This is a genomic window from Pseudomonas sp. p1(2021b) (assembly GCF_020151015.1).
GTDB classification, from domain to species: Bacteria; Pseudomonadota; Gammaproteobacteria; order Pseudomonadales; family Pseudomonadaceae; genus Aquipseudomonas; species Aquipseudomonas putida_K.
In genome coordinates, this window is the sequence record NZ_CP083746.1 from 4,177,324 (window position 1) to 4,198,801 (window position 21,478).

Genomic DNA, 21,478 nt, shown 5'->3' on the forward strand with positions numbered 1-21,478 from the left:
CACAGGGATCGGTCAGGGGCCGTGCAGGCCTGTAGGAGCGGCCTTGTGCCGCGAAAGGGCCGCAAAGCGGCCCCGCTCGACATCAGAACCCTACACTGGCCTGCACATAGAACGTACGCGGCTCGCCCACATAGAGCCCGGCGTTGTTGTCGCTGGAGCGGGTGTAGTACTGCTTGTCGAAGAGGTTCTTCACCCCCGCGGCTGGGCCTGGATCTGGATGGCCGCCGGGGCTTGTTCGGCGTCTGCATTGGCAGTGGCGGCGCTGACCGCCAGGGCCATGGCGAGAATGCGAAAACGCAGGAAAGGCTTGTTGTTGTTCACGTCGTCGAAAGATCCTGAAAACCGGGATAAACGCCAACCGCACGCAAATGGAAATGCTTGGCAGTTGCAGCTGGCGAGGAAGACGAACGAGCGGAAAAAAACCTGAATCTATTTCGAAATAATTTCGCTGGAGCCGTCAGGGTGGGCCTTGATCGCCACCGGCAGGATGCTTGGCAGGGCCCGCAGCAAGGCGTCGGTGTCATCGATATTGAAGGTGCTGGAAAGCCTGAGCCCAGCCACCTTGCCCGGAGCCACGCGCAACGGCCGGGCCCGGTAGCGGGACACTTCGGCGACCACCTCGGCCAGGGTGGCATCGTCGAACACCAGCTTGCCCTGGCGCCAGGCGGTCAGGGCCGCCGCATTCACCGGATAGGGTTCGGCCACCTGCCCCTGCGCGCCGATGTGCGAGCCCAGGCCCGCCGTCAGTTGCGCCAACGAACCCGAAGTACCCTGCACCCGCACGGCACCCTGCTCGACCGCCACCCGGGTCTGGCCAGGGTCCAGGCGTACATCGAAGCGGGTACCGGTCACGGTGACCGTGCCCTGGGCAGTTTCGACCACGAATGGCCGCGTGCTGTCGTGGGCGACGTTGAACATCACCTCACCAGCCTCGAGCACGACCTGACGCTGGCCCGCGCCGAAACGCACGCCCAGGCGGGTACCGCCATTGAGTTCGAGCCGCGAACCATCCGGCAGCTCGAGCTGGCGGCGCTCGCCCTGTGCCGTCTGCAGGTCCTGCCGGTGATACTCACGCTGGTAGTGCCAGCGCCAGCCCAGCCCCAGGGCGGCAACGCCCACACGTAACCGTCCACTGCGATATTGCGAGCTGTCTGGTGCAGGTAGGCGCGCGGCTGCTCGACGGCCTGGTGTGGGTTTTCCAGCACCCGCACGAAGGCATCATGGGCGAGGTCCTCGGCCTGGGGGCGACTGCGCAGCTTGCGCGTCCAGGTGCCGATCAGCTCATGGTAGTGGTCGAGGAAGCCTTTGGGTCCGGACACAGTCGGGGTCATCAGGGAGGCGGAGAAGGCTGCGAATAGTAATGTTTCTCATCAAGCACAGCAAATCCGTCAGTCGGTAACAAAAATTTTATGCGTCGCTACAGGCACCGACGTACCAGATGGATGTGGCCATAAATATGAACACCTCTGGCTTTTTCGCGGGTGAACCCGCTCCCACAGGGAACTTGAAAACCTTGTGAGATCGGGCTTATCCGCGAACAGGCCATCGCCGTCCATTCCACAATTTTTTACGCCTTCCAACCCCTGGGGAACATCAGCCGGTCACATGAGTCGGTTATTCCATGAGCTGGTCGTCGATCCGCGGCCAACACGCCGGGATTGCCTGTTGATCTTGCTTTGTTCACGCCCTAAAGTGCGCGCCGAACGTCCATGCTGGAAACGATCCATCCGGCTCAAGTACTGACGACGAGACAGCAAGGTCACCCGCCGCTCCGCTTCACGGGCACGGTTGACCTTTTTGCTTTCGGCGACATGCCTTGGGAAGTAGGCGAACCAAAGTGGGGATACGGAGGACGTTCAGTTTGCTGCCACTTACCTTTTCAGTTTGCCCATGGAGTCCCTCAGCATGTCGATCCAGGTCGAAGACTATTTCGCGCGCGAAACCTTCCAGAAAATGAAGGCGTTCGCCGACAAGCAGGAAACCCCGTTCGTACTCATCGATACCCAGATCATCAGCCAGGCCTACGATGACCTGCGCGCCGGTTTCGAATTCGCCAAGGTGTACTACGCCGTCAAGGCCAACCCGGCGGTCGAGATCATCGACCTGCTCAAGGACAAGGGCTCGAACTTCGACATCGCCTCGATCTACGAACTGGACAAGGTGATGAACCAGGGTGTCAGCGCCGACCGCATCAGCTACGGCAACACCATCAAGAAGTCCAAGGACATCCGCTACTTCTACGAGAAGGGCGTGCGCCTGTACGCCACCGACTCCGAAGCGGACCTGCGCAACATCGCCAAGGCTGCCCCGGGCTCGAAGGTCTACGTCCGTATCCTGACCGAAGGCTCGACCACCGCCGACTGGCCGCTGTCGCGCAAGTTCGGCTGCCAGACCGACATGGCCATGGACCTGTTGATCCTCGCCCGCGACCTGGGCCTGGTGCCTTACGGCGTGTCGTTCCACGTGGGCTCCCAGCAGCGCGACATCAGCGTCTGGGACGCGGCCATCGCCAAGGTGAAGGTGATCTTCGAGCGCCTTAAGGATGAAGACGGCATCGAGCTGAAGATGATCAACATGGGAGGCGGCTTCCCGGCCAACTACATCACCCGCACCAACAGCCTGGAAACCTACGCCGAGGAAATCATCCGCTTCCTCAAGGAAGACTTCGGCGATGACCTGCCGGAAATCATCCTCGAGCCAGGCCGCTCGCTGATCGCCAACGCCGGCATCCTGGTCAGCGAAGTGGTGCTGGTGGCGCGCAAGTCGCGTACTGCGGTGGAGCGCTGGGTCTACACCGACGTGGGCAAATTCTCCGGCCTGATCGAAACCATGGACGAAGCCATCAAGTTCCCGATCTGGACCGAGAAGAAAGGCGAGATGGAAGAAGTGGTCATCGCCGGCCCCACCTGCGACAGTGCCGACATCATGTACGAGCACTACAAGTACGGCCTGCCGCTGAACCTGGCCATCGGCGACCGCCTGTATTGGCTGTCGACCGGCGCCTACACCACCAGCTACAGCGCGGTGGAGTTCAACGGCTTCCCGCCGCTGAAGGCGTACTACCTGTAACGCAGAACGGGGCCGCGAGGCCCCGTTCTTCATTGTGCCGCTTAACGGCGTCGATATTGGTCGAAGCTGACGAACTCCGGCACGTTCGTTTCCTGGATGTCCATCCGGAAGTACAGCGTGTTCGGCCTGCCGATCCCGACATAGTGTTCCTCCCACGGCGCCCGGGTGGCCACGCTCATCATCGCTTGCCCGGGTATGGCCAGCGTGACGTCTTCATAGATGCGGGCTTCGGGCATCTTCAGCTTCGCGCCCTCCACTCGCACCCGCCAGAGGATCGGCTTGTCGCTCTTGGTGTAGTACCCCACTGACTTGTTGAAGTTCAGGCCCCAGATATCGTGGTGGGAGTCGTTCGCTCCCGACATCACCGTGCGCACCTGGTAACCTGCGTCCTGCCCCTCGAAATACCCGAACCAGAAACGCTGCGGGTCCTGGACCTTGCCTGGCGGCGCAATGGTCAGCCAGGCATTCTTGCGCTCCCCGGGAAGCCCCTCGACCGAGTCGAGGACGCCGAGATAGCCTGGTGTCACGGAGGTGAAGGTTGCGATGAAGGAACGTTCTTGTATGAAGCGCATGGTCGCTTTCCTCAGTTGCCATGTAGGAGCGGCAACGATCCATGCTTCCCGGCAGCGGATTAAGCCTGAGCGGCTTCCCTGCATGGCAAGGGCGGCCGCGGAACAGATCTATGGAGCGGGCTTGTCCCGCGATTGGGCCAGCCAGTCAGGCTTCGCGCGTTTCCAGCTCAGCGGCATAGGCTGCCGCATGCTCAGCCAGTAAGGGTCCGGCACCGCGCAAGGTGGCCACTGCGCTGCGCAAAAAGTTGTGATTGCCCTCGACACGCGCACGCTCCAGCCAAGGGCCGGCTTCATGCATCTGCCCTCGCTCGATGAGGACCATCGCCAGGCTGAACATGCCCCGGAAATCCCCCGCCTCGGCCGAACGGCGATACCAGCGCACCGCCCGTGCCGGGCTGGCTGCGGTGGCAATGCCCTGTTCCAGGTAGCGACCATAGAGGTTCATCGACTTGGCATGCCCCAGCTGCGCGGCCTTCTCGTAACAGACCAATGCCTGGGCCTGGTCAGCCGGCACCCCGCGCCCGGTGGCCAGCAGGTTGCCCAGGTTGTAGAGGCCCCAGTCCAACCCGGCATCGGCTGCCCGGGCATAATGAATGGCCGCCTGCGCCAGGTTGCTCGCCCCACCCCAGCCATGCTCCAGGCATCGCCCCAGCATGTTGTGCGCCATGGCACTGCCGGCCTGGGCGGCGATACCAAACCATTGACGAGCCAGGGCAGGGTCACGCTCGATGCCCCGCCCATCGAGCAGGATCTGCCCCAATAACAATTGCGCCTGCACCACGCCCTGCCCTGCTGCCGCCAGGATCGCCTGGGCAGCCTTGCCGGGGCTGTCTTCGAGCATGGCCTGCAGGCTCGCGACATCCACCACTTCCTCACGACGCAACGGGTAGGACACGGCTCAGACCTCGGCCCAGCGGCGCAGCAGGTTATGGTAGGTGCCTGTCAGTTGAAGCAACGAGGGGTGGTCGGGCACGTCGACGGTCAATTGCTGGATGGCGTTGTCCATCTCGAACAGCAGCGCCCGCTGGCTGTCCTCGCGTACCAGGCTCTGGGTCCAGAAGAACGCCGCGTAGCGCACGCCACGGGTCACCGGGTTGACCTTGTGCAGGCTGGTGCCGGGGTACAGCACCAGATCGCCGGCCGCCAGCTTGACCTGGTGCACGCCGTAGGTGTCCTGGATCACCAGCTCACCGCCGTCGTAGCTGTCGGGGTCGCTCAGGAACAGGGTCGAAGACAGGTCGGTACGCACCCGCTCCGGGCTGCCCTTGGGCTGGCGCAGGGCGTTGTCGATGTGGAAATCGAAATTGCCGCCTTCGCGGTAACAATTGATCAACGGCGGGAAGACCTTGTGCGGCAAGGCCGCGGACATGAACCGCGGGTTGCGCCACAGGCGATCGATCAAGGCGCTGCCGATCTCCTTGGCCAGCGCATGCCCCTCGGGCAACTGCAGGTTGTGCTTGGCCTTGGCCGACTGGTAGCCCGCCGTGACCTTGCCATCGGCCCAGTCGGCCTGCTCCAGCGCCTCGCGGATACGAGACAGCTCGTCGGCGTCGAACAGACCGGGGATGTGAAGCAGCATGGCGGCGGCACCTGGTAGGAGGAGGTCGCCAATGATATTGATTACCTTTTACTCCCCACAAGCCCCACTCGCCGCTTCAGACGTTCCAGTCGTGAAAAACCGTAAAGAGAAATTGTAAAGATTGTAAATTCCTCACCAATGTTAACGGTTCTCAATTGTTAGTCACAATTGCTTACATTAAGATCCGCGCAGTTCATACCTTGGGGAAGGTTCATCGAAATGCGTCACGTGCCATCTGCTGTGAGTTCACCTCGTCTGCTTGCCTCTGCCATTGGCGTGGCGATCAGCGCCACTTCCGCCTATGCGGCAGACCCTGCTGCCAGCAATGCCATCACCCTGGACGCCACCAGCATCAACGGCAAGGCAGAACAGGCCAATACCGAGTACAAGGTCGACAAAGCCTCCTCGCAGAAGTACACCGCTCCGCTGGTGGACACTCCCCGCTCGATCACCGTGATTCCGCAGCAAGTCATCAAGGACACCAATGCCCTGACCTTGCAAGATGCCCTGCGTACGGTCCCAGGCATCACCTTCGGCGCAGGTGAAGGCGGTAACCCCCAGGGCGACCGCCCGTTCATCCGTGGTTTCGATGCCCAGGGTGATACCTACCTGGACGGTGTACGCGACACCGGTGCACAAACCCGCGAGATCTTTGCCATCGAATCGGTGGAAGTGGCCAAGGGCCCGAATTCGGCCATCGGCGGCCGTGGTGCTGCAGGCGGCACGATCAACCTGGTCAGCAAGCGCGCGCACCTGGGCAACTCGCTCGACGGCGCCTGGACATGGGGCAGCGACCAGACCCAGCGCTACACCTTCGATGGCAATTACCAGTTCAGCGACACCGTCGCCGGTCGTCTCAACCTGATGACCCACGAAAGCAACGTCGCCGGTCGCGACAAGGTCAACTATGACCGCTGGGGTATCGCACCTTCGCTGGCCTTCGGCCTCGGCACACCGACCCGGTTGAACCTCGACTACTACCACCTGGAAAGCGACGACCTGCCGGATTCTGGCATCCCATACAGCATTCCACGCGCAGGCAGCAACGCACGCACATCGGCGCACCCAAGCAAGCCCACCGACGGCGGTGACAGCGATAATTTCTACGGCCTGACCGACCGCGACTTCCGCAAGACCCGCACTGATATCGCCACCATCGCCATCGAGCACGACCTGACCGACTCGCTGACGATCAAGAACACCCTGCGCCATGGCAATAGCATGCAGGACTATGTCCTGACCCAGCCTGACGACAGCGCGGGTAACGTCAACAACAACGGTGTCTGGCGCCGCGCCAATACCCGGGTAGGCAATACCGCTACCACAACCAACCAGACCGACCTGTTCGGCGAGTTCTACGTCGGCGGCTTCAAGAACAGTTTCTCTACTGGTGTCGAGTTCACCAAGGAAGAATCCGACCGCCAAAGCTACACGGTTTCGCCGAACAGCAAGATCACCGACTGCACCGGGCCGAGCCATGGTGGCAGCTGCACATCGCTGAGCGATCCGAACCCGGACGATGCCTGGGACGGCACTGTCACGCGCAACTATGCAGGTACCAAGACCAGCAGCAAGACCCGTGCGATTTATGTATTCGACACCCTGGAGCTGACACCCCAATGGTTGCTGAACATGGGCTTGCGCTACGACCACTTCGACACCAAGTTCCGCAGCTATGACGCCTCCGGCGCCACTGCCGTGAACAAGGACGGTACGCTCAACAAAGGCCGGGACACGAGCGAATTCTTCACCGGCCAGCTGGGCCTGGTCTGGAAACCGGCCGAAAACGGCAGCATCTATGTCTCCTACGCCACCTCCGCGACCCCGCCGGGCGCCATGCTGGGCGAAGGTACCGAAGCCAACCCGTTGCCGGGCACCCCAGACCGTGGCGGTAACATTTTGAGCAGCGACCTGGAACCGGAAGAGACCACCAACTACGAGATCGGCACCAAATGGGACCTGCTTGACGAGCGCCTGTCCCTGGCAGCAGCCCTGTTCCGAACCGAAAAGGAAAACGCCCGCGTCCAGGTCGACACCACCAGTTACGAGAACGTTGGCGAAACCCGCGTCGAGGGTATCGAGCTGTCGGCCAGCGGCAAGCTCACCGACAAGTGGCAAGTATTCGCCGGCTACACCTACATGGAAGCCCGACAGATCGATGGTGGCCCACGTGGCAAGGCCAATGATGGCAACCAGTTGCCAAACACCCCGAACAACAGCGCCAGCCTGTGGACCACCTACGCGGTCACGCCAAAGCTGACGATCGGTGGCGGTGCCTTCTATGTGGATGACGTGTACGGCAGCGTTGCCAACACCACCATGGTCGACAGCTATGTGCGCTACGACGCGATGGCGGCCTACAAGCTGACCAAGAACATCGACCTGCAATTGAACGTGCAGAACCTCACCAACGAGGTCTACTACGACAAGGCGTACTCCACCCACTTCGCCAACCAGGCTGCAGGCCGCACTGCCCTGCTGACCACCAGCGTCCACTTCTGAGGAAGCTGACCGAAAGCCCCGCCCATTCCGGTGTGCGGGGCTTTCGCGTACCAAGGCATAATGCACGCCGCGCCCTGCCCGGCGCCAAGACAAGGTGATCGATGTGGTGAAGAAGTCGCTGTTCCAATTGCACTGGTTCTTTGGCATCACCGCCGGCCTCGTGCTGGCACTGATGGGCATCACCGGCGCGCTCTATTCGTTCCAGGACGAACTGCTGCGCCTGCTCAACCCGCACGCGTTGAAGGTAGAGGTGCGCAAGGAAGGCGTGCTGCCGCCGGCCGAGCTGGTACGCCGGGTCGAGGCGACCCAGGGCGACAAGGTGGCGATGCTGTGGGTCGATACCCGCGACGGCAATGCCGCACGCCTCTTCTTCACGCCCCCGCCAGGGGAGCGCCGCGGCGAGCTGCGCTATGCCGACCCATACACAGGTGAGCTCAAGGGCGAAGTGACCGGGCTGGGCTTCTTCAACCTGATGTTGCAGCTGCACCGTTTCCTGGCCATGGGTGACACCGGGCGGCAGATCACCGGCGCCTGCACCTTGATGCTGATCTTCTTCTGCCTCTCCGGCCTGTACCTGCGCTGGCCGCGCCAGGCTTTGAACTGGCGCACCTGGCTGACCTTCGACTGGGCCAAGAAAGGCCGCGCCTTCAACTGGGACCTGCACGCAGTGGCAGGCACCTGGTGCTTGCTGTTCTACCTGCTGTTCGCCCTCACCGGCCTGTTCTGGTCCTACGAGTGGTACCGCGAGGGCCTGAACAAGCTGCTGGCCGATGCGCCGGCCGCCGGGCAGCAGCAAAAACGTGGCGAAGGCCGCGGGCGTCACGGCCCACCAAAGGTGGACAAGAACGCTCCGCCATTGGTGGTCGACTACGACGCGATCTGGGCCAACCTCAAGGACGCCGCAGGCCCCGGCCTGGCCATGTACAACCTGCGCCTGCCCCCGGCGGGCGGCCAGCCGGCCAATCTGTTCTACCTGCTGGAGGATGCCGACCACCCGCGTGCGTTCAACACGCTGGTGCTGGACCCGGCCACCGGCCAGGTGAAGCGCCACGACCGCTACACCGACAAATCCTTCAAGGCCCAGCTGCTGCAGAGTGTCTATGCCTTGCATGTCGGCGAATACTTCGGCCTGCCAGGGCGCATCATCGCCACCCTTGCCAGCCTCACCATGCCGCTGTTCTTCGTCACCGGCTGGCTGTTGTACCTCGACCGTCGCCGCAAGAAACGCCAGGTCCTGGCCGCACGCGGCAGCGTCACGCCCACTGCCACGACCCCTGACAGCTGGCTGATCGGCTTCGCCAGCCAAAGCGGTTTCGCCGAGCAGTTGGCCTGGCAGAGCGCCGGGCAACTGCAGGCGGCCGGCCTGCCGGTGCAGGTGCGCCCGCTGGCCGAGCTGGGCGAGGCCGAGCTACGCCAGGCCAGGCGAGCGTTGTTCGTGGTCAGCACCTTCGGCGACGGCGAAGCGCCCGACAGCGCGCGCGCCTTCGAGCGCAAGGCCCTGGGCCAGCCGTGGGCGCTGGACAACCTCAGCTATGCGGTACTCGCCCTGGGCGACCGCCAGTATCCGCACTTCTGCGGCTTCGGTCGCAGGCTCCAGGCCTGGCTGGCCGAACGCGGCGCCACCCGCGCCTTCAGCCCGGTGGAAGTGGACAACGCCGATCAAGGCGCACTGCAACAATGGCAGCGAGAGCTGGCACAACTGACCGGCGCCCAGCCGATCGATGCCTGGCAACCGCCGAGCTTCAGCAACTGGACTCTGCACCACCGAACGTTGCTCAACCCTGGCAGCCAGGGCGCGCCGGTCTACCTGCTCGGCCTGCAACCACAGGTACCTCAGCCCTGGGAAGCCGGCGACCTGGTAGAAGTGCTGCCACGCAATGGCCAGCCACGCGTTGATGCCCTGCTCGCCGGCCTGGGCCTGGATGCCGCTACCCCCGTCCAACTCGACGGCCTGACCGAACCCCTCGGGCAGGCCCTGGCCAGCCGGCAATTGCCCAGAAGCCGCGAACACCTGGTAGGCCTGCATGCCCAGGCCTTGGTCGATGCCCTGATCCCTATCACGGCCCGGGAATACTCCATTGCCTCGATTGCCAGCGATGGCGTGCTGGAACTGATCGTACGCCAGGAACTGCACCCTGACGGCACCCTGGGCCTGGGCTCGGGGTGGCTGACCGAGTACCTGCCCGTGCAGGGCAACGTCAGCGCGCGCCTGCGGCGCAACAGTGGCTTCCGTCTGCCTGATGCGCCAGCGCCGATGATCCTGATCGGCAACGGCACTGGCCTGGCCGGCCTGCGCAGCTTGCTCAAGGCACGCATCGCCGAGGGCGAACAACGCAACTGGCTGCTGTTCGGCGAGCGCAACCGGGCCTACGACCTGTTGTGCGGTGACCAGCTGCAAGCGTGGCTGGCCAAGGGTGACCTGCAGCGGCTGGACCTGGCGTTCTCGCGGGACCAGGCGCAGAAGGTGTATGTGCAGGATGTATTGCTGCAGCAGGCCGAGACGCTCAAGCGCTGGGTGGCCGATGGGGCATGCATTTATGTCTGCGGCAGCTTGAAGGGCATGGCGGCCGGTGTGGATACGGCGCTCAACGGCATGCTCGGGAGTGAAGTGGTACAGCAGCTGATTGAGGATGGGCGGTATCGGCGGGATGTGTATTGATGTAGGCCGTACTGGCCCTGTCGCGGGACAAGCCCGCTCCTACAGGTACAGCGTAGTCCATGGGGGCAGCGCGATACCTGTAGGAGCGGGCTTGTCCCGCGATAGGGCCGGTATTGTCGGTCAATGCAACTCGAAGGTATCGGCATCCAGGTTGGCCGGGAACCGCGCCCGGTAGGCGGCCAGCTCCGCCGCTCGCAACACCACGGTGAACACCCCATCGGCCTCGCCCGCACTGAGCAAGCTCTCGCCCTGGAAGTCCAGCACCTGGCTGTCGCCCGAATAGGCAAAGCCCTTGCCATCGGTGCCCACCCGGTTCACCGCCGCCACGAAGCACAGGTTCTCGATGCCCCGCGCCGGCAACAGCCGGTTCCAGTGCTGGCGACGCGCGGCCGGCCAGTTGGCGGTATACAGCAGCAGGTCGGTATCCTGGGCGTCGCGGCTCCACACCGGGAAGCGCAGGTCGTAGCAGATCAACGGGCGCACCCGCCAGCCCTTGAGCTCGAACTGCACTTGGCGCTCGCCCGGGGTGTAGTGCTTGTGCTCGCCGGCCATGCGGAACAGGTGGCGCTTGTCGTAGTGCAGGATCTCGCCATCGGGCCGGGCCCAGAGCAGGCGGTTGCGGTGGCTGCCGTCGGCCGCCTGGATGATCACACTCCCGGTGATCACGGTATCGTGCTTCTTGGCCTGGGCCTTGAGCCATTTGTAGGTCGGCCCGTTCTCCGGCTCGGCGAGACGCTCGGACTCCATGGAAAAGCCGGTGGTGAACATTTCAGGGAGGATCACCAGGTCCGCATCGCCGGCCTGCGCCAGCAGTTCCTCGAAATGGGCATAGTTGGCCTCGCGGTCGTGCCAGACCAAGGTCGTCTGCACCAGGGCGATTTTCAGGTTGGGCAGTGCACTCAGATCGCGCATAGTCTTTCCGCTGCCTGACGCAGCGTCTCCTCGCGTTTGGCAAAGCACAGGCGTACCAGGCGTTGCTCGGGAATGGGTTGCTGGTAGAACACCGAGACCGGGATGGCGGCTACGCCATGCTCACGGGTCAGCCACAGGGACATCTCGACGTCGCCCAGGTCCGGGCGGATCTGCGAATAGTCCACCAATTGGAAATAGGTGCCCGGCGTGCGGGTGAAGTTGAAACGCGAGCCCTGCAACAAATCGCAGAACAGGTCGCGCTTGGCTTGGTAGAAGCCTGGCAGTTCATCGATGTGCGCCGGGTGCTCGGCCATGAAGTCGGCCAGGGCACACTGCAAAGGCGTCACACCACAGAAGTTGACGTACTGGTGGACCTTGCGCAGCTCGGCGCTCAACGCCGGGGGCGCCACCACGTAGCCGGTCTTCCAGCCGGTGACATGGTAGGTCTTGCCGAACGAGCTGATCACGAACGCCCGCGAGTACAGCTGCTCGTGGGCCAGCACGCTGGCATGGCGCACCCCGTCATAGACCAGGTGCTCGTAGACCTCGTCGCTGACCAGGTAGATATCCCGGCCTTCGATCAGCCGCGCCAGCTGGTCCAGGTCCTCGCGGCTGATCAGCGCACCGCTGGGGTTGTGTGGCGAGTTGAGGATGACCATACGCGTGCGCGGGGTCAGGGCATCGCTGAATGTCTGCCAATCGATGCGGAAATCGCCGTCGGTGAGCTGCACATGCACGCAGCGGCCACCAGCCAGCTCCACGGACGGCTCGTAACTGTCATAGGACGGGTCGAAGACGATCACCTCGTCGCCAGCTTGGATCACCGCTTGGATGGCGCAGAAGATCGCCTCGGTGGCACCTGGGGTGATGGTCACTTCCTGGTCGGCATCGACCTTGGCGCCATAGAGCCGGGCGATCTTGGCCGCCACCTGCTGGCGCAACGCCGGCAGGCCGGTCATCGGCGAATACTGGTTGTGCCCTGCCAGCACATGGCGACAGACGGCATCGAGCAACGCCTGGGGCGCGTCGAAGTCGGGGAAGCCCTGGGAGAGGTTGAGCGCACCGGTCTGTACGGCCAACTGCGACATAGTGGTGAAGATGGTCGTGCCGACGTTCGGCAATTTGCTGCGGATCATGACGCCCTCTTTCCTCGACACTGCATTCGGCACGGGGTAGAGGCCGAGCATAGCGGATCGGGCGGTCAGGAAAAAGGTTGAAACAAGATGGGCTGCTACGCAGCCCAATCGCGGGACAAGCCCGCTCCTACAGACTTACCGCGGCCGGTGAACCTGTGGGAGCGGGCTTGTCCCGCGATGGGGCTGTAGCAGAGCGCGGGGCTTACTTGCGCTTGTCCTTGCGCTTCTTCTCGGCCTTCTTGTGGTGCGACATCAGGCGGCGCTTCTTGTTGACCTGGCGGTCGGTGAGGGTGTTCTTCTTGCCCTCGAACGGGTTGTCGCTGCCCTTGTACTCGATGCGGATCGGCGTGCCGACCAGCTTGAGTACCCGGCGGTAGGTGTTTTCCAGGTAGCGCGAGTAGGAGCGCGGGATCTTGTCGGTCTGGTTGCCGTGGATCACGATCAGCGGCGGGTTCGCGCCACCGAGGTGGGCATAGCGCAGCTTGATCCGGCGACCGTTGACCATCGGCGGCTGGTGCTCGCTGATGGCATCCTCGAGGATCTGGGTCAGGCGGCTGGTCGGCCAGCGGGTGACGGCAGATTTGAATGCAGCCTGCACCGACTTGTACAGGTGACCTACGCCCGTGCCGTGCAGGGCGGAGATGAAGTGGATGTCGGCGAAGTCGACGAAGAACAGCCGGCGCTCCAGCTCGGTCTTGACGTAGTCGCGCTCGCTCGGCTCCATGCCGTCCCACTTGTTCAAGGCGATGACGATGGCACGGCCGGCTTCCAGGGCAAAGCCCAGCAGGTTCAGGTCATGGTCGACCACGCCTTCGCGGGCATCCATGACGAAGATCACCACGTTGGCGTCCTTGATCGCCTGCAGCGTCTTGACCACCGAGAACTTCTCGACTTCCTCGTGGATCTTGCCGCGCTTGCGCACCCCAGCGGTGTCGATGAAGGTGTACTTCTCGTCGTCGCGCTCGAACGGGATGTAGATACTGTCGCGGGTGGTACCCGGCTGGTCGTATACCACCACGCGCTCTTCGCCGAGCATGCGGTTGACCAGGGTCGACTTGCCGACGTTGGGGCGGCCGATGATGGCGATCTTGATGCCATCCTTCTCGCTCGGGCCCGGGATGCGCGTGGCCTCCTCGCCTTCGGCGACTTCCTCGTCGAGGGCTTCCTCGACCTTGTCGCGCGGGATATGGCCGAGCACGGCTTCCATCAGCGCGTTGATGCCACGGCCCTGGGAGCCGGCCACCGGAATGGCGTTGCCCATGCCCAAGGGCGAGAACTCGGCGCGGGCGACGTCCGCATCGATGTTGTCGATCTTGTTGGCGACCAGGATGGCTTCCTTGTTCCGCTTGCGCAGGTGCTCGGCGATCATCTGGTCGGCAGCGGTCATGCCGGCGCGGGCGTCTACCAGGAACAGGACATAGTCGGCTTCCTCGATAGCCATCAGCGACTGCTCGGCCATCTTCTCGTCCATGCCCACTTCGTCGCCGGTGATACCGCCGGTGTCGATCAGGATGTAGGAGCGACCCTGCCAGGTGGCATCGCCATACTGGCGGTCACGGGTCAGGCCCGACAGGTCGCCGACGATGGCATCGCGGGTCTTGGTCAGGCGGTTGAACATGGTGGATTTGCCGACGTTCGGCCGTCCCACCAGGGCGATTACGGGAACCATGCGGCTCTCCACTCTTGAATTCTTGAAAATGCAAAGGCCGCTGCAAGGCAGCGGCCGGAGTTCGTGCGGCGCATCATGCGCCGCCGCTCGGGACCGAATGCGACCCCAAGCTTAGCTTCAGCGCAGGGTCAGTGCCTCGAGCTTGCCGCTGTTGCCGAAGACGTAGATGGTGTCGCCGACCACCAGGGGCCGGGCGCGCAGGCCATCGCTGTCGATCTTCTCACGGCCGACGAAGCGACCATCGACCTGGCTGAGCAGGTGCAGGTAGCCTTCGAAGTCGCCCACGGCCACATAGCTGGAAAACACCTCCGGGGCCGACAACTGGCGGCGCGCCATGCTGTCGTTGCTCCACAGCGCGGTGGACGAACGCTCGTCGATGCTCTCGACGGTGCCCGACGCCTCGCTGACGTAGACGTTGCCGAAGCCCTGGGCGACACCCACGTAGCTCGACGCATCGCGTTGCCACAGCACGCGGCCGCTTTCCAGGTCCAGACCGGCGACGCGGCCCTGGTAGGTGCTCACGTAGAGGGTGCCGCCGGACAACAGCAGGCCGCCGTCGATATCGACCACGCGGTCCAACTCGGAACGGCCCTGGGGGATGGCCACACGGCTTTCCCACACCGGCACACCGTTGCGGATGTCCACGGCGATCACCTTGCCGGTGGACAGGCCGGCAACGGCCAGGCGGTTGGTCACGACCGGCGCGCCGGTGCCACGCAGGGTCAGTACGGCCGGGGTGTTCTCGTAGATCCACAGGCGGTCGCCGGTCGCGGCATCCAGGCCGATCAGGCGATCGTCCTGGGTCTGCACCACGACCACATCGCCATTGTTGGCCGGCGGAGCCAGCACTTCGCTGGTCACCCGCGAACGCCAACGCTCTTCACCGGTGCTGGCATCCAGGGCGATCACCTCACCCTTGAGGGTACCGAGCATGACCAGGCCGTAGCCAACGCCCACAGCGCCGGAAACCGGCAGGTCCAGGTCCTGCTTCCACACCACGTCGCCGTTGATGCGGTCCAAGGCCATGACCCGGCCGTTGACGTCCGAGGCGTAGATGCGGTCGTTCTCGATGGCCGGTACCAGGGTGTTGTAAGTCTTGCCCTGGCCGTCACCGATCGAGCGGCTCCATTGCTTCTTGAGCACCACTTCCTCGGTGAACTTGGTCAGTTCGGCCGGGGGCAGTTCCTTCTTGCTGTTGCTGCTGCAACCTGCCGCCAGCACGGCCAGGGTCAACACTGCTGCTTGTTTCCAACCGATCACGTCAGGCGTCCCCTTTGGCCAGGTCATCCAGCTTCAGTTGCAGGCCACCGATCGCGGCGTCGTCAGACAGCGCGGCCTTGGCTTTTTCATAGGCACCGTGGGCATCGTCGGCGCGGCCCAGCTGGACCAGCAGGTCGCCTTTGAGCTCTTCGCGGCTGGCCTGGAAGGCTTTGTCGGTATCGCCATCGAGCAGCTTCAGGGCTTCCTCGGCCTTGTCCTGGGCAGCCAGAACGCGGGCCAGGCGCTGACGCGAGATCTCGCCCAGGGTGGCATCGGCCGGCTTGTCCATCACGCCCTTGAGCTCGGCAGCGGCGTCGTCCAGCTTGCCGCTCTCGACCGCGACCTTGGCCACGAAGAGGCTGCCGTACTGGGCGTAGGCCGAACCACCGAACTCGCTCTTGAGCTTGCCGGACAGCTCGGCGACCTTGGCCGCGTCGGGCTGGCCGTTCGGCGTCAGGCTGGTTTCCAACAAGGCCTGGTACAAGGCCGAGGCACCCTGGGACTGGTTGGTCTGGTATTTCTGCCAGGTCTGCCAGCCCATCACCACCGCGGCGGCCAGCAGGGCACCGGTCAGCAGCGGCTTGCCGTTGCGGTTCCACCAGTCCTTGGCTGCGGCCAGGCCTTCATCATCGGTACTCGACACCCCAATACTCCTTTTCAGCAATTCGGCTGGTTGGTCCGCTTCACGCCGGGGCGAAAGCGGCTTGCAGATGCTCGGCCAGAGCATCCCAGGCAATGTTCTGTTGTTCGCCCTGGCCACGCAGGGGCTTGACGCCGATCACGCGCTGCGCGAGCTCGTCGTCGCCGAGGATCAGGGCGAACAGCGCCCCGCTCTTGTCGGCTTTCTTGAATTGGCTCTTGAAGCTGCCGCCACCGGCGTTGACCGCCAGGCGCAGGCCCGGCAGGCGATCGCGCAGGGTCTCGGACAGGCGCAGGCCGGCGAGCTCGGCCTGCTCGCCGAAGGCGCACAGGTACACGTCGATCTGGCGGCTGATGGACTCAGGCACCTTGCCCAGGGTCTCGAGCAGCAGGATCAGGCGCTCGATGCCCATGGCGAAGCCCACGCCCGGGGTCGGCTTGCCGCCCATCTGCTCGACCAGGCCATCGTAGCGGCCACCGGCGCAAACGGTGCCCTGGGCCCCGAGCTTGTCGGTGACCCACTCGAACACGGTCTTGCTGTAGTAGTCCAGGCCACGAACCAGCTTGGTGTTGATCACGAACGGAATGCCGGCGGCGTCCAGGCGGGCCTTGAGGCCCTCGAAGTGCACGCGGGATTCTTCGTCCAGGTAGTCCTCGAGCTTCGGTGCGTCGACCAGTACCGCCTGGGTGCCCTGGTCCTTGCTGTCGAGGATGCGCAGCGGGTTGCTCTTGAGGCGGCGCTGGCTGTCTTCGTCCAGTTGCTCGAGGCGAGCCGACAGGAACTCGACCAGTGCGTCACGGTAGCGCGCGCGGGCTTCGCTGGTACCCAGGCTGTTGAGCTCGAGCTTGACCGCGTCCTGGATGCCGAGCAGGCCCCACAGACGCCAGGTCAGCATGATCAGCTCGGCATCGACATCGGGGCCTTCCAGGTTGAACACTTCCACACCGATCTGGTGGAACTGGCGGTAGCGGCCCTTCTGTGGGCGCTCGTGGCGGAACATCTGGCCGATGTACCAGAGCTTCTGCACCTGGCCGTTGCCGGTGATGCCATGCTCGAGCACGGCGCGCACGCAGGCGGCGGTGCCTTCGGGGCGCAGGGTCAGCGAGTCGCCGTTGCGGTCCTCGAAGGTGTACATCTCTTTTTCGACGATGTCGGTGACTTCACCGATGGAGCGTTTGAACAGCTCGGTGAACTCGACGATCGGCGTGCGGATCTGGCTGTAGCCGTAGGTGTCCAGCAGGCCGGCCACGGTGCCCTCGAAGTAGCGCCACAGGGGCGACTGCTCGGGCAGGATGTCGTTCATGCCACGGATGGCTTGCAGCGATTTGCTCACGAAAAATCCTTACGAATCTGGGTATCAGCCGCGGGCGATCAGCGCCGCGTCGGCCTCGGCCTTTTCGGCCGCTTTCTGGCGGATGAGTTTTTCCAGCTCATCGACCAAGTTGTCATTGGTCAGCTTCTGCGACGGCTTGCCATCGATGTAGACCAGGTTCGGCGTACCGCCGGTCAGCCCCACGTGGGACTCCTTGGCTTCGCCCGGGCCGTTGACCACGCAGCCGATCACGGCCACGTCCATCGGCACCAGCAGGTCTTCCAGGCGCCCTTCCAGCTCGTTCATGGTCTTGACCACATCGAAGTTCTGCCGCGAGCAGCTGGGGCAGGCGATGAAGTTGATGCCACGCGAGCGCAGGTGCAGCGACTTGAGAATGTCGTAGCCGACCTTCACTTCCTCGACCGGGTCGGCGGCCAGGGAAATGCGGATGGTATCGCCGATGCCTTCGGCCAGCAGCATACCGAGGCCGACGGCGGATTTCACCGTCCCCGAGCGCAGGCCACCGGCTTCGGTGATGCCCAGGTGCAACGGCTGGACGATCTCTTTGGCCAACAGGCGGTAGGCTTCGACAGCCATGAATACGTCGGAGGCCTTGACGCTGACCTTGAAGTCCTGGAAGTCCAGGCGGTCGAGGTGCTCCACATGGCGCAAGGCCGACTCGACCAGTGCGGCCGGGGTCGGCTCGCCGTATTTCTTCTGCAGGTCCTTTTCCAGGGAGCCGGCGTTGACGCCGATGCGGATCGGGATGCCGCGGTCACGGGCGGCATCGACCACTGCGCGCACACGGTCTTCACGACCGATGTTGCCCGGGTTGATGCGCAGGCAGTCGACCCCCAGCTCGGCCACGCGCAGGGCGATGCGGTAGTCGAAATGGATGTCGGCGACCAGCGGCACGCTGACCTGCTGCTTGATGCGGCCGAACGCCTCGGCGGCGTCCATGTCCGGCACCGAGACACGGACGATATCGACGCCGGCATCGACCAGGCGCTGGATCTGCGCCACGGTGGCCGCGACATCGTTGGTGTCGGTGTTGGTCATGCTCTGCACTGCGATGGGCGCATCACCGCCCACCGGTACATTGCCGACCCAGATCTTCCGGGATTCGCGACGTTTGATCGGAGATTCGCCGTGCATGACTTACTGTCCCAACTTCAGGCGAGCGGTCTCGCCACTGGTGAACGGAGCTACATCGACCGCCTGGCCGTTGTAGCTGACCTGTGCGCCACGGGCGAAGCCCAGGCGCACTGCGAACGGAGGCTTGCCGCTCAGGTCGAGGCTGTCGCCCTTGCGCTTGATCGCGCTGAAGAGCACCTTGCCGTTGCCGTCGGTGACCTGGGTCCAGCAATCGGCGGTGAACTGGATCTGTACCTTGCCGCTGCCGGCCGGGATTTCGGCCGGAGCAGCCTGGGACGTGGTTGCAGCCGCAACAACGGGGGCAACCGGAGTGGCCGGGGCAGCTGGCGCGGCGGCAGCAGCGGGAGTACTGGGGGCCGGCGCGACCGGGGTGGCCGGTGGCGTCGAGGCCGCCGGGGCTGCAGCTTCGGCCGGTGCCGGGGCTACCGCCGGGGCAGCGGGCGCAGGCGTGGCAGCCGGCTCGGCCGGCGTCGCGCTGGCGCTGCCTGCCTCTGGCGCTGCAGCGCTTTCGGCTTGCTCCAGCGGCAGCGGTGCAGCTTCAGGCTGTTGGCCCGCGGTCACCGCCTGGTCTTCAGGCTCGTCCAGCGGGTGGATCTGGGTGGTGCCGTCGGCGCTTTCGACTTCGACGTGCTCCAGGGCCATCTTGGCCAGGTCCTTGCCGCGCAGGCTGCTTTGGTCCTGCCACCAGAAGAAGCCACCGCCGACCACGACCACCAGCAGCAACAGGCTGACACCGCGCAGGATATTGTGCGAAAGGCGCACCGGCTCTTCGATACGGCCCAGCGAATGAACCTCGCTGCCCTTGGCATGGGTGCCGGTGTATTGGTCGAAAGCCTCGACCAGCGGCGCCTGGTCCATGTCCATCAGCTTGGCATAGGCACGGATATAGCCGCGGGCGAAGGTATGCCCCGGCAGCTTGTCGAAGGCGCCGTTTTCCAGGTTGTTCAACGAACTGACCGTGAGGTTGAGCTTGCGGGCCACCTCGGCTTGCGACCACGCCCGGTTCTCGCGGGCCTGGCGCAAGACCTCACCGGGATTCTGGCGAGTCGCTGCTGCTACTTCGGGGTGCGCGGCTTTCATCGTTGCTCCGACAGGTATTGCTGATATTCCGGCGTACCGGGATAAAGTCGTTGTAATTGCTGGCCCAGCTCTGCCACGGTGCCCGGCTCATCGAAGGCCCTGGCAAGGCGGCTGCCCAACAGCAGGCTTCGGGCATTCGCGTCGCTCAGCTGGCTGAAACGATCGTAGTAGTCCCGGGCCGGCACATAATGCCTGTTTTCGTAGGACAACTCAGCCATTTCCAGCAACGCTTTCGGTTGCCGAGGGTCGAGTTGCAGGGCCTTGCCCAGGTATTCGCGTGCCTGGTCACGACGTCCCAGCGTCAAGGCGACCAGGCCGAGGTTCTCGTAGACCCGCGAGCGCTCAGGATACAGGGTATCGGCCGCGGCTTGGCGAAACATCTGCTGGGCCTGGCGAAATTGCCCCTGAGCATAAAGGAAACTGCCGTAGTTGTTGCGAATTCGTGTGTCGCCCGGGCGGGCCGACAGGGCCTTGCGAAAGTGCGTCTCGGCCAGGGCCGGCTCGCCTTCGACCTGGAACACCAGGGCCAGGGCGGCGTGGGCATCGGCGTCGTTGCCGTCGAGGGCCAGGGCCTTGACCAGCGGCGCCTTGGCCTGCCCGGTCAAACCTTGTTGCAAATAACCCAGGCCCAACTGCACGTAGGCCCGCCCTGCTTCCTCCCGCCCCTGGCGACTGGCCAGGGGGTCGCCCGCGCCACCGGACACGCAGCCGGCCAGCAGCGAAAGCGTCAGGATCGACAGCGCGGCGCGCAAGGTCATGGCCGGGTCCTGTCAGTGGCGCACGGCGTTGTCTTGGAGCTCCGCGTCGGCGCTCAGCTGGCGCACGGCGATGTAGCGCTCGCTACGACGGGTGCGGTCCATGACCTGGCCCACCAGCTGGCCACAGGCAGCGTCGATGTCCTCGCCGCGGGTGGTACGGGTGGTGACGTTGAAGCCGCCGTGGTGCAGCAGGTCCTGGAAGCGGCGGATGGCGTTGTTGCTCGGCCGCTCGTAGCCCGAATGCGGGAACGGGTTGAACGGGATCAGGTTGATCTTGCACGGCACGTCGCGCAGCAGCTCGATCATCTGCGCCGCATGCTCGGGCTGGTCGTTGACGTCCTTGAGCAAGGTGTACTCGACGGTCAACACGCGCTTGCCACCCAGGGTGGACATGTAGCGCATGCACGAGTCCAGCAGGACCTTGAGCGGGTACTTCTTGTTGATCGGAACCAGCTGGTTGCGCAGTTCGTCGTTCGGCGCGTGCAGCGACAGCGCCAGCGACACGTCGATGTGCTTGGCCAGTTCGTCGATCATCGGCACCACGCCCGAGGTGGACAGCGTGACGCGGCGCTTGGAAATGCCATAGCCCAGATCTTCCATCATGATCTTCATGGCGGCGATGACATTGTCGAAATTCAAAAGCGGTTCGCCCATGCCCATCATGACCACGTTGGTGATGGCGCGGTCGATCTTGGCCGGGACGGTACCGAAGGATTTGTTGGCAAGCCACACCTGGCCGATCACTTCGGCGGCGGTGAGGTTGCTGTTGAAGCCCTGCTTGCCGGTGGAGCAGAAACTGCAGTCCAAGGCGCAGCCGGCTTGCGACGAGACGCACAGGGTGCCGCGGTCGTCGGTGGGGATGTAGACGGTCTCGACGCAGCTGCCGGAGGCAACGCGGACCACCCACTTGCGGGTACCGTCGGCGGAAATGTCTTCGCTGACCACCTCTGGGCCCCGAATCTCGGCAACGGCCTCGAGCTTTTCGCGCAAGGCCTTGCCGACATTGGTCATGGCGGCGAAATCATCGACGCCGAAGTGGTGAATCCATTTCATGACCTGACCGGCACGAAAACGCTTCTCTCCGATGGACTCGAAGAATTTTTCCATTTCCTGCAGGGTCAGGCCCAACAGGTTGATCTTGCCAGTCATGTCACTCATGGAATCACCCAAGACCT

At 64.0% G+C, this 21,478-nt stretch carries 17 protein-coding genes and 3 pseudogenes; 3 read left to right on the forward strand and 17 right to left on the reverse strand.

Annotated features, from left to right (window positions below; all coding sequences use genetic code 11):
* Positions 1-82 precede the first annotated feature (82 nt).
* The 4 genes and pseudogenes from K8374_RS19445 to K8374_RS19455 all read right to left on the reverse strand — a co-directional run.
* Positions 83-196, reverse strand: a pseudogene (locus tag K8374_RS19445) (hypothetical protein); the annotation flags it as partial.
* Positions 190-321, reverse strand: coding sequence for a hypothetical protein (locus tag K8374_RS26270; protein WP_263498545.1), 132 nt, complete (start codon positions 319-321; stop codon positions 190-192). The gene K8374_RS26270 and the pseudogene K8374_RS19445, both read right to left, overlap by 7 nt.
* Before the next feature lie 108 nt (positions 322-429).
* Positions 430-1,119, reverse strand: a pseudogene (locus K8374_RS19450) (FecR family protein); the annotation flags it as partial.
* Positions 1,120-1,121: 2 nt separating this feature from the next.
* Positions 1,122-1,331 (reverse strand): annotated as a pseudogene (locus tag K8374_RS19455) (sigma factor); the annotation flags it as partial.
* A gap of 574 nt (positions 1,332-1,905) precedes the next feature.
* On the opposite strand from K8374_RS19455, the gene K8374_RS19460 reads away from it, so the two are divergent.
* Positions 1,906-3,069 (forward strand): type III PLP-dependent enzyme, encoded by a 1,164-nt coding sequence (locus tag K8374_RS19460; protein ID WP_084854583.1) that lies wholly within the window; start codon positions 1,906-1,908, stop codon positions 3,067-3,069.
* Between the two features lie 41 nt (positions 3,070-3,110).
* On the opposite strand, the gene K8374_RS19465 is transcribed toward K8374_RS19460, so the two are convergent.
* From K8374_RS19465 to K8374_RS19475, 3 genes are all read right to left on the reverse strand, one after another.
* Positions 3,111-3,641, reverse strand: coding sequence for a hypothetical protein (locus K8374_RS19465; protein ID WP_224456833.1), 531 nt, complete (start codon positions 3,639-3,641; stop codon positions 3,111-3,113).
* Positions 3,642-3,786: 145 nt separating this feature from the next.
* Positions 3,787-4,536 (reverse strand): tetratricopeptide repeat protein, encoded by a 750-nt coding sequence (locus K8374_RS19470; protein WP_224456834.1) that lies wholly within the window; start codon positions 4,534-4,536, stop codon positions 3,787-3,789.
* Positions 4,537-4,539: 3 nt separating this feature from the next.
* The gene (locus K8374_RS19475; protein ID WP_224456835.1) at positions 4,540-5,220 is read right to left on the reverse strand and encodes a Fe2+-dependent dioxygenase; all 681 of its coding nucleotides are present in this window, start codon (positions 5,218-5,220) and stop codon (positions 4,540-4,542) included.
* A gap of 219 nt (positions 5,221-5,439) precedes the next feature.
* Here K8374_RS19475 and K8374_RS19480 point away from each other — a divergent pair, with 219 nt between their 5' ends.
* Positions 5,440-7,722, forward strand: a complete 2,283-nt coding sequence (locus K8374_RS19480) for a TonB-dependent receptor (protein WP_224456836.1) — start codon at positions 5,440-5,442, stop codon at positions 7,720-7,722.
* Between the two features lie 103 nt (positions 7,723-7,825).
* Positions 7,826-10,381: a sulfite reductase flavoprotein subunit alpha gene (locus K8374_RS19485; RefSeq protein ID WP_224456837.1), complete on the forward strand. Its 2,556-nt coding sequence runs from the start codon at positions 7,826-7,828 to the stop codon at positions 10,379-10,381.
* Positions 10,382-10,501: 120 nt separating this feature from the next.
* Here the strand turns inward: K8374_RS19485 and K8374_RS19490 are convergent, their stop codons facing one another.
* From K8374_RS19490 to rlmN, 10 genes are all read right to left on the reverse strand, one after another.
* Positions 10,502-11,293, reverse strand: coding sequence for an amidohydrolase (locus K8374_RS19490; RefSeq protein WP_224456838.1), 792 nt, complete (start codon positions 11,291-11,293; stop codon positions 10,502-10,504).
* Positions 11,281-12,429: a pyridoxal phosphate-dependent aminotransferase gene (locus K8374_RS19495; RefSeq protein WP_224456839.1), complete on the reverse strand. Its 1,149-nt coding sequence runs from the start codon at positions 12,427-12,429 to the stop codon at positions 11,281-11,283. Before K8374_RS19495 ends, K8374_RS19490 begins: the two co-directional genes overlap by 13 nt.
* A gap of 202 nt (positions 12,430-12,631) precedes the next feature.
* Positions 12,632-14,098, reverse strand: a complete 1,467-nt coding sequence (gene der / locus K8374_RS19500; protein ID WP_084854591.1) for a ribosome biogenesis GTPase Der — start codon at positions 14,096-14,098, stop codon at positions 12,632-12,634.
* Positions 14,099-14,215: 117 nt separating this feature from the next.
* Entirely contained in the window at positions 14,216-15,358 is a 1,143-nt protein-coding gene (gene bamB / locus K8374_RS19505; protein ID WP_224459367.1) for an outer membrane protein assembly factor BamB, read from the reverse strand.
* Between the two features lies 1 nt (position 15,359).
* Positions 15,360-16,001 carry a tetratricopeptide repeat protein gene (locus tag K8374_RS19510; RefSeq protein ID WP_084854593.1) on the reverse strand — a complete coding sequence of 214 codons (642 nt, stop codon included), beginning with the start codon at positions 15,999-16,001 and terminating at the stop codon, positions 15,360-15,362.
* A gap of 40 nt (positions 16,002-16,041) precedes the next feature.
* Positions 16,042-17,331 (reverse strand): histidine--tRNA ligase, encoded by a 1,290-nt coding sequence (gene hisS, locus K8374_RS19515; protein ID WP_084854594.1) that lies wholly within the window; start codon positions 17,329-17,331, stop codon positions 16,042-16,044.
* Positions 17,332-17,355: 24 nt separating this feature from the next.
* Positions 17,356-18,465: a flavodoxin-dependent (E)-4-hydroxy-3-methylbut-2-enyl-diphosphate synthase gene (gene ispG / locus K8374_RS19520; protein ID WP_224456840.1), complete on the reverse strand. Its 1,110-nt coding sequence runs from the start codon at positions 18,463-18,465 to the stop codon at positions 17,356-17,358.
* Between the two features lie 3 nt (positions 18,466-18,468).
* Entirely contained in the window at positions 18,469-19,545 is a 1,077-nt protein-coding gene (locus tag K8374_RS19525; protein ID WP_224456841.1) for a helix-turn-helix domain-containing protein, read from the reverse strand.
* Positions 19,542-20,303, reverse strand: a complete 762-nt coding sequence (gene pilW, locus K8374_RS19530) for a type IV pilus biogenesis/stability protein PilW (protein ID WP_224456842.1) — start codon at positions 20,301-20,303, stop codon at positions 19,542-19,544. Before pilW ends, K8374_RS19525 begins: the two co-directional genes overlap by 4 nt.
* A 12-nt stretch (positions 20,304-20,315) precedes the next feature.
* Complete coding sequence (gene rlmN / locus K8374_RS19535; RefSeq protein WP_084858484.1) at positions 20,316-21,461, reverse strand: 23S rRNA (adenine(2503)-C(2))-methyltransferase RlmN; 1,146 nt, start codon at positions 21,459-21,461, stop codon at positions 20,316-20,318.
* Between the last annotated feature and the right edge of the window lie 17 nt (positions 21,462-21,478).